Annotated in this window: 11 protein-coding genes; 9 read left to right on the top strand and 2 right to left on the bottom strand. The window is 72.5% G+C overall.

Going from position 1 to position 13,788, the window contains the following annotated elements; genetic code table 11:
• Positions 1-71 precede the first annotated feature (71 nt).
• The 9 genes from ACZ6EG_RS28640 (at position 72) to ACZ6EG_RS28600 (ending at position 11,518) form a co-directional block, all read left to right on the top strand.
• A complete protein-coding gene (locus ACZ6EG_RS28640) occupies positions 72-494 on the top strand; it encodes a hypothetical protein (protein ID WP_469608784.1) in 423 nt (140 codons plus the stop codon).
• A gap of 30 nt (positions 495-524) precedes the next feature.
• A complete protein-coding gene (locus tag ACZ6EG_RS28635; RefSeq protein WP_391971057.1) occupies positions 525-1,439 on the top strand; it encodes a TatD family hydrolase in 915 nt (304 codons plus the stop codon).
• 132 nt (positions 1,440-1,571) lie between these two features.
• Complete coding sequence (locus ACZ6EG_RS28630) at positions 1,572-2,873, top strand: ubiquitin-like domain-containing protein (protein WP_391971058.1); 1,302 nt, start codon at positions 1,572-1,574, stop codon at positions 2,871-2,873.
• A 58-nt stretch (positions 2,874-2,931) separates the two neighbouring features.
• On the top strand, positions 2,932-3,792 hold the full coding sequence (rsmA, locus tag ACZ6EG_RS28625; protein ID WP_469608779.1) for a 16S rRNA (adenine(1518)-N(6)/adenine(1519)-N(6))-dimethyltransferase RsmA: 861 nt from the start codon (positions 2,932-2,934) through the stop codon (positions 3,790-3,792).
• Positions 3,793-3,799: 7 nt separating this feature from the next.
• Positions 3,800-4,699: a 4-(cytidine 5'-diphospho)-2-C-methyl-D-erythritol kinase gene (locus tag ACZ6EG_RS28620; RefSeq protein ID WP_469608776.1), complete on the top strand. Its 900-nt coding sequence runs from the start codon at positions 3,800-3,802 to the stop codon at positions 4,697-4,699.
• A gap of 56 nt (positions 4,700-4,755) precedes the next feature.
• A complete protein-coding gene (locus ACZ6EG_RS28615; protein WP_391971061.1) occupies positions 4,756-6,570 on the top strand; it encodes an ABC-F family ATP-binding cassette domain-containing protein in 1,815 nt (604 codons plus the stop codon).
• 250 nt (positions 6,571-6,820) lie between these two features.
• Entirely contained in the window at positions 6,821-8,602 is a 1,782-nt protein-coding gene (locus tag ACZ6EG_RS28610) for an outer membrane protein assembly factor BamB family protein (RefSeq protein WP_469608773.1), read from the top strand.
• 106 nt (positions 8,603-8,708) lie between these two features.
• Entirely contained in the window at positions 8,709-10,655 is a 1,947-nt protein-coding gene (locus ACZ6EG_RS28605; protein ID WP_391971063.1) for an outer membrane protein assembly factor BamB family protein, read from the top strand.
• Between the two features lie 188 nt (positions 10,656-10,843).
• Positions 10,844-11,518 (top strand): helix-turn-helix transcriptional regulator, encoded by a 675-nt coding sequence (locus tag ACZ6EG_RS28600; RefSeq protein ID WP_391971064.1) that lies wholly within the window; start codon positions 10,844-10,846, stop codon positions 11,516-11,518.
• Positions 11,519-11,621: 103 nt separating this feature from the next.
• Here ACZ6EG_RS28600 and ACZ6EG_RS28595 read toward each other — a convergent pair whose 3' ends face one another.
• Together ACZ6EG_RS28595 and ACZ6EG_RS28590 are read right to left on the bottom strand one after the other, a co-directional pair.
• Positions 11,622-11,921, bottom strand: a complete 300-nt coding sequence (locus ACZ6EG_RS28595; protein WP_391971065.1) for a hypothetical protein — start codon at positions 11,919-11,921, stop codon at positions 11,622-11,624.
• 21 nt (positions 11,922-11,942) lie between these two features.
• Positions 11,943-13,622 (bottom strand): sodium:solute symporter family protein, encoded by a 1,680-nt coding sequence (locus ACZ6EG_RS28590; RefSeq protein WP_469608768.1) that lies wholly within the window; start codon positions 13,620-13,622, stop codon positions 11,943-11,945.
• Positions 13,623-13,788: the final 166 nt, after the last annotated feature.

Here is a 13,788-nt window from a genome sequence, read left to right as displayed (position 1 = left end):
CCACCGGTGGAGGAGTCCACTGGAAGAAGGGCCGACGAAGCGGCCGGTGAACCGAGGGAGCCGGGATGAGCATGAGTGAGAGTGCGGCGCGGTCCGGACCGCACGCCGGTGCCACCGCGGTCGTCCACGAGTCGTACTCCTTCGCCTGCATGCGCTGCGGGCACGGCTGGGAGCAGTCGTTCGAGATAGGGCACCACCGGGACGCGGACGGCAACGAGTACGTGCTGTACGTCGCGGACGGCCGCGTCGTGCCCTCCCCGCTGACCCGCCCGACCTGCGTCAACTGCGACAGCCACGTCGTACGGATCATGCGGCCGGGCCGGGTCGCCTCGGTGCGCGGCACCCTGTCCGGCGACCACCGGGTGGAGCCGGCCGGCCTCCCGGGAGCGCCCGAGCGGCCCGGGCCCGGAGCGCCGGGGCTCGCGCCCGGGCGTGGGCACCGGCACCTCACCGACCTCCTGCACGCCCTCCACCTCCACCGCAGGGCCGGCTGACCCCCGCCGCGCCTTCCGTAGGATCGGGGCATGCCTTCGAACGCCCCGGCCGACAAGAACGCGGCCCCGCCGCTCCCCGAACCGCTCCGCGTCCCGGTCGCCGACTCGCACACCCACCTCGACATGCAGTCGGGCACGGTGGCGGAGGGCCTCGCCAAGGCCGCCTCCGTCGGGGTCACCACGGTCGTCCAGGTCGGCTGCGACCTCGCCGGCTCCCGCTGGGCGGCCGAGACGGCCGCCGCGTACGAGGCCGTGCACGCCACCGTCGCCCTGCACCCCAACGAGGCGCCGCGGATCGTGCACGGGGACCCTGGGGGCACCTCCCAGCCCCCCGGGGCTGGGGGAGGCTGGTCGAGACAGAGTGCCCGGCAGCCCGGCGGGGACGCGGCGCTCGACGAGGCCCTCGCCGAGATCGACCGGCTGGCCGCACTGGACCAGGTCAAGGGCGTCGGCGAGACGGGACTGGACTACTTCCGCACCGGGCCCGAGGGCAAGGCCGCCCAGGAGCGGTCCTTCCGCGCCCACATCGAGATCGCCAAGCGCCACGGCAAGGCCCTGGTCATCCACGACCGCGACGCCCACGCCGACGTCCTGCGCGTCCTCAAGGAGGAGGGCGCCCCCGAGCGGACCGTCTTCCACTGCTACTCCGGCGACGCCGAGATGGCCGAGATCTGCGCCGGCGCCGGCTACTACATGTCCTTCGCCGGGAACGTCACCTTCAAGAACGCCCAGAACCTGCGCGACGCCCTCGCCGTCGCGCCGCCCGAGCTGATCCTGGTGGAGACCGACGCGCCGTTCCTGACGCCGGTGCCCTACCGGGGCCGGCCGAACGCCCCCTACCTGGTGCCGGTCACGGTGCGCGCCATGGCCGCGGTGCGGGGCGTCGACGAGGACACGCTGGCGACGGCCCTCGCGGCGAACACGGCCCGCGCCTTCGGCTACTGAGGGCTACTGGATTTCCACCGACGACGTACGCACGCGGGACGTTCGCCACGCTGAGTAGCCGCGTCGCTTTGGAGAGTGACGGACGCTCCGCTAGGTTCTGGGGGCCCGATCCGGACCCTGGAGCGTGTCGGCGTGAGCAGAACCCAGCCCGAGACCCACGAGTCGCCCGCGCCGTACGACGTGCACAGCGCGCCGACCCTGGCGTACGGGGAGACCTACCGGCCCGCCCGCCGGGCGACCGGGGCGGTGCTGCCCCGGCAGGGCGCCGCGAAGGCACCGGCCCCGGTGGCGGCCGACGGCAGGGCGGCACGCCGCCGCCGGGCCCGGGAGGCCGCGCGCGGGGACGGCTCCCTGCGCCGGCTGGTGCCGCGGGCCCTGGTCGTGGCGTTCCTCGCGGGCGGCACCACCGCCTTCGTCGCCAAGGACAAGGCGGTCGAGCTGACCGTCGACGGCACACCGCGCACCCTGCACACCTTCGCCGACGACGTGACCGGACTGCTCGCCGAGGAGGGCGTCCAGGTCGGCGCCCACGACGTGATCGTGCCCGCGCCGGGCACCCCGCTGACCAGCGGCGAGGACGTCACCGTCCGGTACGGACGGCCCGTGCTGCTCACCCTCGACGGCCACCGGCGCCAGCTGTGGACGACCGCGGAGACGGTGGAGGGGGCGCTGCGCGGACTCGGCGTACGCACCGAGGGCGCGTACCTGTCCGCCCCCGCCTCCCGGCGCATCGGACGCGAGGGCCTCGCGCTGGACGTGCGGACCGAGCGGGTGGTGACGGTCCTGGCGGACGGCCGGGCCCGCACCGTCCGCACCAACGCCGCGACCGTGCGCGAGGCCGTCGAGGAGGCCGGGGTGACGCTGCGCGGGCAGGACACGACGTCCGTCCCGGCGACCGGCTTCCCCCGCGACGGGCAGACCGTCACGGTGCTGCGCATCACCGGCTCGCAGGAGGTCCGCGAGGACCCGGTCCCCTTCGCCGTACGACGGACCGAGGACCCCTCGCTCCAGCGGGGCACGGAGGTCGTCGAGCAGGCGGGCACACCCGGCCTGCGGCGGACCACGTACGCCCTGCGCACCGTCAACGGCGTCCGGGAGAAGCCCCGGCGGCTGCGTACCGAGGTGGTGCGCGCACCCCGCCCGCGGATCGTGCGGGTCGGCACCCGCCCCCGGCCCGAGTCCGTGCGGGGCGCCGACCACCTGCACTGGCAGGCGCTGGCCGCGTGCGAGTCGGGCGGGCGGCCGGACGCCGTGGACCCCTCGGGCACCTACGGGGGCCTCTACCAGCTCGACGCCCCCACCTGGCACAGCGTCGGCGGCGAGGGCCGCCCCCAGGACGCGACGCCCGCCGAGCAGACGTACCGGGCGAAGAAGCTGTACGCGCGCAGCGGCTCCGCCCCCTGGCCGCACTGCGGGGCACGACTGGAGGGGTGACGGCCGCCTGACCGGCCGCCCGGGCGGTCACCCGGCCGCCCCCGGCTACCCTTGCGGGGTGAGCAGCCCCACCCCCGACGCCCTTCTCGGGCCCGCCGACGTCCGCGAACTCGCGGCGGCGCTCGGCGTGCGCCCCACCAAGCAGCGCGGCCAGAACTTCGTCATCGACGCGAACACGGTCCGCCGTATCGTCCGCACCGCCGAGGTACGCCCCGACGACGTGGTGGTCGAGGTGGGACCGGGTCTCGGCTCGCTCACCCTGGCCCTGCTGGAGGCCGCCGACCGGGTCACCGCCGTCGAGATCGACGACGTCCTCGCCGGCGCCCTCCCCGCCACCGTCGCCGCCCGGATGCCGGAGCGCGCCGACCGGTTCGCGCTCGTCCACTCCGACGCGATGCAGGTGACCGCGCTGCCGGGCCCCGCCCCGACCGCGCTGGTCGCCAACCTGCCGTACAACGTGGCCGTGCCCGTCCTCCTGCACATGCTGGAGACCTTCCCCAGCATCGAGCGCACCCTCGTGATGGTGCAGGCCGAGGTCGCCGACCGGCTCGCCGCCGGACCCGGCAGCAAGGTGTACGGCGTGCCCTCCGTGAAGGCCAACTGGTACGCCGACGTGAAGCGGGCCGGGTCCATCGGCCGCAACGTCTTCTGGCCCGCGCCCAACGTGGACAGCGGGCTGGTGTCGCTCGTCCGGCGCAGTGAGCCGCTGAAGACCACCGCGTCCCGGCGCGAGGTCTTCGCCGTCGTCGACGCCGCGTTCGCCCAGCGCCGCAAGACCCTGCGGGCCGCCCTCGCCGGGTGGGCGGGGTCGGCCGCCGCCGCCGAGACCGCCCTCGTCGCCGCGGGCGTGTCGCCGCAGGCGCGCGGGGAGGCGCTGACCGTGGAAGAGTTCGCGCGTATCGCCGAACACAAGGAGTGACGAGCAAGTGAGCGTGACGGTCCGCGTCCCCGCCAAGGTCAACGTGCAGCTCGCGGTCGGCGGCGTGCGCCCCGACGGCTTCCACGACCTGGCCAACGTCTTCCTCGCCGTCTCGCTGTACGACGAGGTCACCGCGGCCCCCTCACCGGAGGGCCTGCGCGTCACCTGCGAGGGGCCGGACGCCGACCAGGTCCCGCTGGACCGCACCAACCTCGCCGCCCGCGCGGCACTCGCCCTCGCCGAGCGGTACGGCCGCCGCCCCGACGTGCACCTGCACATCGCCAAGGACATCCCCGTCGCCGGCGGCATGGCGGGCGGCAGCGCGGACTGCGCCGGCGCGCTGGTCGCCTGCGACGCCCTGTGGGGCACCGGCGCGTCCCGCGACGAGCTGCTCGCGATCTGCGCCGAGCTGGGCAGCGACGTGCCGTTCAGCCTGGTCGGCGGGGCCGCGCTCGGCACCGGGCGGGGCGAGAAGCTGACCGGTCTCGAGGTCGGCGGCGCCTTCCACTGGGTCTTCGCGGTGGCCGCCAAGGGCCTGTCCACCCCGGCCGTGTTCCGCGAGTTCGACCGGCTGGGCGAGGGGCTGGAGATCCCCGAGCCGGCCGCCGACCAGGCCGTGCTGGAGGCGCTCGCCAAGGGCGACCCCGCCGCGCTCGCCGTCGCCGTCTCCAACGACCTCCAGCCCGCCGCCCTCTCCCTCTTCCCGCAGCTGTCCGACACCCTCGCGGCCGGGCGGGCGGCGGGGGCGCTGGCCGCGCTGGTCTCGGGCTCGGGGCCGACCACGGCCTTCCTCGCCACCGACGCCCGTGCGGCGTCCGACATCGCCGGGGTGCTGCGTGCCTCCGGGACCTGCCGCGACGTGCGCACCGCCTGCGGGCCGGCCCCCGGGGCGACCGTGCGGGACTGAGTCCCGGTCCGGCCGGACTACCCTGGAGGGTCGATCGTCCCCCAGGCAGGAGAGAAATGGCCGTCAACCTGGTCAATGTCGAGAACGTCAGCAAGGTGTACGGCACCCGTGCCCTGCTCGACGGGGTCTCCCTCGGCGTCTCCGAAGGGGACCGCATCGGCGTCGTCGGCCGCAACGGCGACGGCAAGACCACGCTGATCCGGATGCTCGCCAAGCTGGAGGAGCCGGACACCGGCCGCGTCACCCAGTCCGGCGGGCTGCGGCTCGGCGTCCTCACCCAGCACGACTCCCTCGACCCCGCGGCGACCGTCCGCCACGAGGTCATCGGCGACCTCGCCGACCACGAGTGGGCGGGCAACGCCAAGATCCGCGACGTGCTGACGGGCCTCTTCGGCGGCCTGGACATGCCGGGCTTCCCGCAGGGCCTGGACACCGTCATCGGACCGCTCTCCGGTGGCGAGCGGCGCCGGATCGCGCTGGCCAAGCTGCTCATCGACGAACAGGACCTCATCGTCCTCGACGAGCCCACCAACCACCTCGACGTCGAGGGCATCGCCTGGCTCGCCCAGCACCTGCGCACCCGCCGCTCGGCCCTCGTCTGCGTCACCCACGACCGCTGGTTCCTCGACCAGGTCTGCACCCGCATGTGGGACGTGCAGCGCGGTGACGTGTACGAGTACGAGGGCGGCTACTCCGACTACGTCTTCGCCCGTGCCGAGCGCGAGCGGATCGCCGCCACCGAGGAGACCAAGCGGCAGAACCTGGTCCGCAAGGAGCTGGCCTGGCTGCGGCGCGGCGCCCCCGCCCGCACCTCCAAGCCCCGCTTCCGCGTCGAGGCCGCCAACGAGCTGATCGCCGACGTGCCGCCGCCCCGGGACAGCAGCGAGCTGATGAAGTTCGCCTCCTCCCGGCTCGGTAAGACCGTGTTCGACCTGGAGGACGTGACCGTCCAGGCCGGCCCCAAGGTGCTGCTCAAGCACGTGACCTGGCAGCTCGGCCCCGGCGACCGCATCGGCCTGGTCGGGGTCAACGGCGCGGGCAAGACCTCCCTGCTGCGGGACCTCGCGAACGCCGCGTACAGCGACGGGGAGCAGCAGCCCGCGGGGGGACGCGTCAAGGTCGGCAGGACCGTCAAGCTGGCCTACCTGTCCCAGGAGGTCGCCGAACTCGACCCCACCTGGCGGGTGCTGGAGGCCGTGCAGCGCGTCCGCGAGCGCGTCGACCTCGGCAAGGGCCGCGAGATGACCGCCGGACAGCTCTGCGAGACCTTCGGCTTCGGCAAGGAGAAGCAGTGGACGCCGGTCGGGGACCTCTCCGGCGGTGAGCGCCGCCGGCTCCAGCTGCTCAGGCTCCTCATGGACGAGCCCAACGTCCTCTTCCTCGACGAGCCCACCAACGACCTCGACATCGAGACCCTGACCCAGCTGGAGGACGTGCTCGACGGCTGGCCCGGCTCGATGATCGTCATCTCCCACGACCGGTTCTTCGTCGAGCGCACCACCGACCGGGTCTTCGCCCTGCTCGGCGACGGCGCGCTCAGGATGCTGCCGCGCGGCATCGACGAGTACCTGGAGCGGCGCCGGCGGATGGAGGAGGCGGCCGCCGCCTCCGCCCCGGTGGCCGCGGTGAAGCCGGCCGAGGAGGTGCCCGAGAAGAGCGCCGCCGACGTGCGCGCCGCCAAGAAGGAGCTCCAGAAGATCGAGCGGCAGCTGGACAAGGTCTCCGAGAAGGAGGCCAAGCTGCACACGCGGATCGCCGAGAACGCCACGGACTTCGCGAAGGTGGCCGAACTCGACGCCGAGCTGCGCGGACTGGCCGGGCAGCGCGAGGAGCTGGAGATGCGCTGGCTGGAACTGGCCGAGGACGCCTAGCGGGGGCGGCGCCCGGGGGCAGTCGGGGGCGTGCGTGGCGTGAAGAGGGCGTGAAGGCGCGTAACAGAGGCATCACGGGCCGGTTCTCCCTTGGGTACAGGGGCGGACGCGGCCCGGTGTGCTGTCCGGCCCGGGTGATAGAAAGGCCGTCCGAGAACTGTCTGCATGACTGCCGTCGAACGACTCCGAGGCCAGCGCGTACCCCGGGGACGTGGCCAGAAATCAGTGAGCAATAAGGGGGAACGCGCTGATGAGCCAGCCGCCGAACCAGCCGCCGCAGGGCGGCTTCGGAGCACCGCAGGATCCGCCGCCGGGAGGTTTCGGGGCACCGACCCCGCCGCCCCCGCAGGGCCCGCCCCCGACGCCGCCGCCCCCGCAGGGCCCGCCGTCCGGACCACCGCCGCAGCCGGGGTACGGCTACCCGCAGCAGCCGGGGCAGCCCGGCCCGTACGGACAGCCGGGACCGTACAACTCCGGCCCGTACGCAGCGCCCCAGCAGCCGGGGCCGTACGGCGCGCAGCCCGGCTACGGGTACCCGCAGCCGCAGTTCCCGGGCGCGCCCGGCACCCCGCCGCCCGGCGGTTCCGGATCGCGCAACCCGTTCAAGGGCAAGCCGGCCCTGGTGGTGGGCGCCGCGGTCGCGGCCCTGCTCGTCATCGGCGGCAGCGTGTGGGCGGTCACCGCGAGCGGCGGCGACGACAAGGACAAGAAGCCCGTCGCCGGCAAGAGCGACGACCCGAAGCCCTCCGGCTCCGGCGGCGCCCCGGTCAACCCCGGTGACGGCAGCGGCGACGGCGGCGAGGACCCCGACAACCTCAACGAGGGCCGCCAGGCGGGCGAGTCGAAGGTGCTCTGGTACAAGGAGGCGCCCGACGCCCCCGGTTCCGGCGCCGACGCCCCCGGCATGTGGGTCACCGACAAGACGGCCGTGAAGGCCGCGTACAAGCAGCTCTTCGCGTACGACGTCGGCGACGGCAAGCCCTCCTGGGACCCGGTCGCCTTCCCGGAGAAGATCTGCGCGGTCACCCCGGAGAAGACGGCCGACGACAAGATCGTCGTCGCCTACATGAGCGGCTCCAGCGACCGCGCCAAGTGCAACAAGCTCCAGGAGATCGACCTCGCCACCGGTGCGAAGGGCTGGAGCGAGGAGGTCGCCGACGGCGAGCTGTTCGACTCCACGCTCTCCGTCGAGCTGAACCTCAGCGGCACCGTCCTCATGGTCGGCCGCTCCCAGTCCGGCACCGCCTACGACGTCACCAGCGGCAAGAAGCTGTACGACAAGAAGCGGTACGGCGACGCCTGCTTCCCGGCCGGCTTCGCGGGCAGCGCCACCAAGCTCGTCCAGGTCGCCTCCTGCGGCGCCGGCGGCAACAACGCGCACGACGAGATCCAGGGACTCGACCCGAAGACCGGCAAGGTCCAGTGGACCTACAAGTACGAGAAGGGCTGGCGGGTCGCCCGCGCCTACTCCGTCGACCCGCTCGTGATCTACGCCACCAACGAGGAAAAGAAGGTCTGGAACATCTCCACCTTCACCTCCGGCGGCAAGGTCCTCGAACAGGTCGGCGTCGACGAGGAATTCGCCCCCGAGTGCGGCTGGGCCATCCTCGAACGCGACCTCCAGGGCTGCGCGGGCGTCGCCGTCGCCGCGGGCACCCTCTACCTGCCGACCGAGGCGACCACCGGCGCCAACGAGATCGTCGCGATCAACCTCACCACCGGCAAGGAGAAGTGGCGCGTCAAGTCCCCCGCGGAGGAGACGATGACGCCGATCAAGGTCGAGGGCGACCGGCTCATCGCCTACGTCCAGCCCTCCTACGACGCGGGCGGCCGGGTCGTGTCCATCGCCACCGGCGGCGGCAGCCACGAGCCGACCGAGCTGCTCAAGAACCCGCAGGGCGTCGCGGACATCGAGAGCGGCTTCTACTCCAAGGACATCGACTGGGTCGACGGGCGGTTCTACCTCTCCAGCACCCGTCTGACCGGGAACGACGACGCCAAGGAGAAGTTGATGCTCGCCTTCGGCAAGTGACTCCTCCCGCCCGTTCCGTCCCCTCCCGAGGACCCGTCCGTCCGGGCCCGCGCCGCCGGCCCGGACGGCTCTCCCCGCCGTCTCCGCTCCCCGAGGTGCTCACGCCATGACCCAGCCGCCGCCCCCGCCGCCCCACCAGCCCCCGCAGGGGGGAGGCTTCGGCCCCCCGCAGGACCAGCCGCCGCAGCCGCCGACCCCGCCGTCGGGCGGTGCGCCGAACCTCGGCAAGACGCCGGAACCGGGCTACGGCTACCCGCAGACCCCGCCGTCGGCCCCGCAGACCCCGCCGGCCGCCCCGCAGACTCCTGCGTCGGCGCCGCAGACCCCGCCGGTGCCGCCCCAGACGCCGGTGGGCCCGCCGCAGCCGCAGCCCGGGTACGGGTACCCGCAGGCTCCGCCGCAGCCCCAGCCCGGTTACGGCTACCCCGGCCAGCAGCCCGGCCCGTACGGGCAGCCGCAGCAGCCGGGACCCTACGGGCAGCCGACCCCGCCGTACGGGCAGCCGGGGCAGCCCGTTCACCCCGGCCAGCCCGGCTACGGCTATCCGCAGGCGACCGTGCCGATGCAGGCCCAGGCGGGCAGGCCGGGCGGCGGTGGGAAGATCAACGCGCAGCTGGCGATCATCGTGGCGGCGGTCGTCGCGATCGCACTGATCATCGGCGGCGGTGTCTGGTACGCCGGCTCCTCCGGTGACAGCGGCAAGGACGACACCGCCGGCTCCAGTGGCGGCATCGGTGGCAAGGGCGGCACGGACGGCAAGGGCGGCGAGGGCGCGCCCTCCGGCAGCGAGGAGAAGGTGCCGTCCGACCCCGCGTCCAAGGTGCTCTTCCAGGTGCCCGCGCCCGCGGTGAGCAAGGACGACAACAGCGTCGTCGTCTCCGGCTCGTGGCTCACCGACCAGGTGTACGCCAAGAGCGGCATCGCCGAGGTCGTCGGCTACGACCCCGCCAAGGGCAGCAAGAAGTGGACGATCAAGCTGGCCGGACCCGTGTGCACGGCCACCAAGCACGTCACCGACGACAACAAGACGGTCATCGTCCACCAGCCCGCGATGCCCACCAAGGCGGAGCCCTCGCACGGCTGCACCCAGGTCGCGGTCATCGACCTGGACGCGGGCAAGAAGGTGTGGACGAAGACCGCAGGCGACCAGCCGATCTCCTTCGACAACGTCACGATCAGCGGCGACACCGTCGCGGCCGGCAGCAGCGAGGGCGGCGTCGCCTTCGGCGTGGCCGAGGGCGACGTCCGCTGGTCCCCGAAGGCCACCGACACCTGCCAGGACATGGGGTACGCGGGCGGCGAGAAGCTGGTCGCGGTGCGCCGCTGCGGGTCGTACGACGCCCGGCAGCTCAACATCCAGACCATCGACCCGAAGTCCGGCAAGGTGATCTCCGAGTACAAGATGGCCAAGGGCATCGAGTACGCGGGCGTCGTGTCGACGAACCCGCTGGTCGTGGCCGCCGACGTGGCGGACTCCGCCGGTGACGGCAGCGGCATCTCGGACCTGTTCTCCATCGACAACAAGACCGGGAAGCTGCTGAACCGCATCTCGGTGCCGGGCGACGAGTTCGGGGCCGAGTGCGACATCATCACCAAGGTCGAGCAGTGCACCGGTCTCGCGGTCGGCAACGGACGGCTCTACATCCCGACCGAGGAGCACGAGGGCAGCGGCGAGTCCTACAGCCGGACCAACGAGGTCGTCGCCTTCGACCTCGCCACGGGCAAGCAGACCGGGCAGCGCGCGGACGCCGGCGAGGACTACACGATCACCCCGCTGCGCATGGACGGCAACAACGTGATCGCCTACAAGCGCCCGCCCTACGACAAGGGCGGCCAGATCGTCAGCATCGACGGCGGGACCTTCAAGCAGACCACGCTGCTGGAGAACCCGGCGACGGAGACGGTCCGGGACGTGGAGGCGAGCATGCTGCCGGAGTACTCCGAGTACCTCTACTCGCAGGGGCGCCTGTACATGGCGCAGACGTACGCCAGCGAGCCGACCAGCGCGGACGAGAAGGAGTACCTCGCGATCGGGTTCGGCACCAGCGGCTGAGACGCGCCGCTGCGGCTTCGTGCGGCCCCGTCCCTGTTCAGGGGCGGGGCCTCTCCCGTGGGGGCGCGCGCCGGCGGGGCGTGGTGCCGGCGGGCCGGTGATCCGGGGCGGTTATCACCGGTAGGGCAGCGCGACGTCGAGCCAGCGTGTAGCTTCCGGGGCAGGCCGGGTGACTGGGGGGTTGCTCCATGGGAGTGAGGCTCATGGTGGTCGACGACCACCGACTGCTCGCCGAGGCGCTGGCCTCGGCGCTGAAGCTGCGGGGGCACCGGGTGCTCGCCGCGGCGGCGCCGGCCGCCGGGGCGGCGGAGCTGGTGATCAGCCGGGCGCCGGAGGTGTGCCTGCTGGGGACGGCGACGCCGGCCGAGCCGGGGATCTTCGATCCGGTGGTGCGGATCAAGCGGGAGCGTCCTCAGGTGGCGGTGCTGGTGCTGGGCCCGGTGCCGAACCCCCGCGGGATCGCGGCGGCGTTCGCGGCGGGGGCCTCGGGATACGTCCGGCACGACGAGCGGATAGAGGGCGTCGAGCGGTCGATCATGAAGGCGCGGGCCGGGGAGGTGGCGGTGGCGCCGTCGTTGTTGCAGGGCGCCTTCGGTGAGCTGCTGAATCCCGCGGCCCAGCCCGACGACGAGGGGCAGCGGCTGCTGCAGATGCTGACGCCGAGGGAGGTGGAGGTGCTGGTGCGGGTCGCCGACGGCGAGGACACGCGGCTGATCGCGGCGGGGATGGGGATCGCGCCGTCCACGGCCCGGACGCATGTGCAGCGGGTGCTGATGAAGCTGGGGGTGGGGTCGCGGCTGGAGGCGGCGGCGCTGGCGGCTCGGACGGGGCTGCTGGAGCGGGCGGGTGCCTCCGGCGGTTGAGCGGGTGCCTGCGGCGGCCTGTGGGGGGCGCAGCGGCACCCCGTAGCGCCGGGCCGGGTCCCCGGGGGCGCGGCCGGCGCCCCCGGGGCATGCAAGAACCCCGTCACTCCTCGGCAGAGGGCGGCGGCGGGGGAGCCGTCGGGCGCAGCTTCAGCCAGGCCAGGAAGAACAGGCCGAGGAGCAGCATGCCGAGGCCGGTCCACAGGTTGATGTTCACTCCCTCGGCCTTGTCGATGTCGTCGTCGGACGCCACGAAGCCCGCGATCGTCACGATGACGCCGTAGACCACGAACAGGCCGCCGATGATGCGCCGGATGTCGAACAGCCGCGCGGCGGTGACGGACTTGGTCTCCAGCTCGGAGACCTCGTCCTGGACGTTCTTGTCGGAGTAGGAATCGGACATGCTCTCTCAATCCTCCCGCGGTCAGAACGAGAACGGGATGTAGCAGGCGGCGGCCAGGACGACCGCCCCCCAGCCCAGCAGCGCCGGCTTGCGGTACCACGCGTCGTCGCCCTCGGCGGGTGCCTCGGTCATGCCGGGGGACGTGGTGCCGTAGACCAGGCCCTGGAGTTCGGCGGTGGGCTTCGGGGCGGTGAACAGGGAGACCGCGACCATGACGACCGCGCCGGCCACGAAGCCGGCGATCGCCGAGACGAAGTTGGCGCCCTGGTCGGAGGGGATGTCGATGATGCCCTGCTTGTAGACGACGAAGTAGTTCACCATCGCCGCGGTGGTGCCGGCGATCAGGCCCCAGAAGCCGGACTTCATGGACGCCCGCTTCCAGAACATGCCGATGATGAAGACCACGAACATCGGCACGTTGAAGAAGGAGAAGAGCGTCTGGAGGTAGCTCATGATGTTGGAGAAGGACGAGGCCAGGAACGCCGTGCCGATGGAGGCGAGGACGCCGATCACCGTGATCAGGCGGCCGAAGCGCACGTAGTAGCCGTCCTCGCGGTCCTTCACGACGTAGCGCGCCCAGATGTCGGTGGTGAAGACCGTGTTGAAGGACGACACGTTCGCCGCCATGCCGGCCATGAAGGCGGCCAGGAGGCCGGTGACCGCGATGCCGAGGACGCCGTTGGGCAGCAGCTGCTGCATCAGGTACGGGATGGCGTCGTTGTACTGGAGGTCCGAGCCGGGGGTGCCGATCTTCGGGACGAGGACCGCGGCGACCAGGCCCGGGATCATGACGACGAAGACGATGAAGATCTTCGGGAAGGCGGCGATGAGCGGCGTGCGCTGGGCCGCCGAGAGGTTCTTCGCCGACAGGGCGCGCTGCACCTCGGCGAAGTTGGTCGTCCAGTAGCCGAAGGACAGCACGAAGCCGAGGCCGAGGACGATGGTCAGCCAGTTGGCGCCCAGCGGGTTGTCGCTGCCGATGCCCGTGCCGCCCCACGCGGTCATGAAGTCGCCGCCGCGGGACTGGGTGAGGGAGTCGGACAGGCCGTCCCAGCCGCCGACCTTCTTCAGGCCCAGGATGGTGATCGGGATGAGGCCGGCCAGGATCACGAAGAACTGGAGGACCTCGTTGTAGATCGCCGAGGAGAGGCCGCCGAGCGTGATGTACGCGAGGACGAAGAAGCCGGCGACCACGATGGCCACCCACTGCGGCCAGCCGAGGAGGGCCTCGACGACGATCGCGAGGGCGTAGAGGTTGACGCCCGCGATGAGGATGGCGGCGACGGCGAACAGGATCGAACTGAGGAGGTGCGCGGCCCGGTCGAAGCGCAGGAGGAGGAACTCCGGGACCGAGCGGACCTTAGAGCCGTAGTAGAACGGCATCATCACCAGACCCAGGAAGACCATCGCCGGGATGGCGCCGATCCAGTACCAGTGGGTCGTGTAGACGCCGTACTGGGCGCTGTTGGCGGCCATGCCGAGGATCTCGGTGGCGCCCAGGTTGGCCGCGACGAAGGCGAGGCCGGTGACCCAGGCGGGCAGCGAGCGGCCGGACAGGAAGAAGTCGAGGCTGGTCTTGACGGAGCGGCGGGCGGCGAAGCCGATGCCGAGCACGACGACGAAGTAGATCCCGAGGATCGTGTAGTCGAGCCAGTTGGTGGGGAGTCGAAGCTCCGCGGCTAGATATGTGGGGGTATGCATACGAACTCGCTTCGTTGCGCGAACTGGTCCGGAGCGGAACCTACGCCTCCGCGTTCAGTAATTGAACACTTCTGGTGACGTTCTTTGTTTGATTGTGATGAGCGGCGGGTCTGGTGAGTTGTGATGTGTTATGTTTGATTGTGTTGAGTGATTGGGTGCGGGTGTA

It is taken from the genome of Streptomyces sp. NPDC041968, assembly GCF_055589025.1.
The sequence above is the reverse complement of the archived record's forward strand: the minus strand, read 5'-3'. Positions and strand labels throughout refer to the sequence as shown.

Excerpts from the sequence above, each read along its gene's own strand:
- ACZ6EG_RS28640 (WP_469608784.1), top strand. The coding sequence starts at position 72 with ATGAGTGAGAGTGCGGCGCGGTCCGGACCGCACGCCGGTGCCACCGCG.
- ACZ6EG_RS28635 (WP_391971057.1), top strand. The coding sequence starts at position 525 with ATGCCTTCGAACGCCCCGGCCGACAAGAACGCGGCCCCGCCGCTCCCC.
- ACZ6EG_RS28615 (WP_391971061.1), top strand. The coding sequence starts at position 4,756 with ATGGCCGTCAACCTGGTCAATGTCGAGAACGTCAGCAAGGTGTACGGC.
- ACZ6EG_RS28610 (WP_469608773.1), top strand. The coding sequence starts at position 6,821 with ATGAGCCAGCCGCCGAACCAGCCGCCGCAGGGCGGCTTCGGAGCACCG.
- ACZ6EG_RS28605 (WP_391971063.1), top strand. The coding sequence starts at position 8,709 with ATGACCCAGCCGCCGCCCCCGCCGCCCCACCAGCCCCCGCAGGGGGGA.
- ACZ6EG_RS28600 (WP_391971064.1), top strand. The coding sequence starts at position 10,844 with ATGGGAGTGAGGCTCATGGTGGTCGACGACCACCGACTGCTCGCCGAG.
- ACZ6EG_RS28595 (WP_391971065.1), bottom strand. The coding sequence starts at position 11,921 with ATGTCCGATTCCTACTCCGACAAGAACGTCCAGGACGAGGTCTCCGAG.
- ACZ6EG_RS28590 (WP_469608768.1), bottom strand. The coding sequence starts at position 13,622 with ATGCATACCCCCACATATCTAGCCGCGGAGCTTCGACTCCCCACCAAC.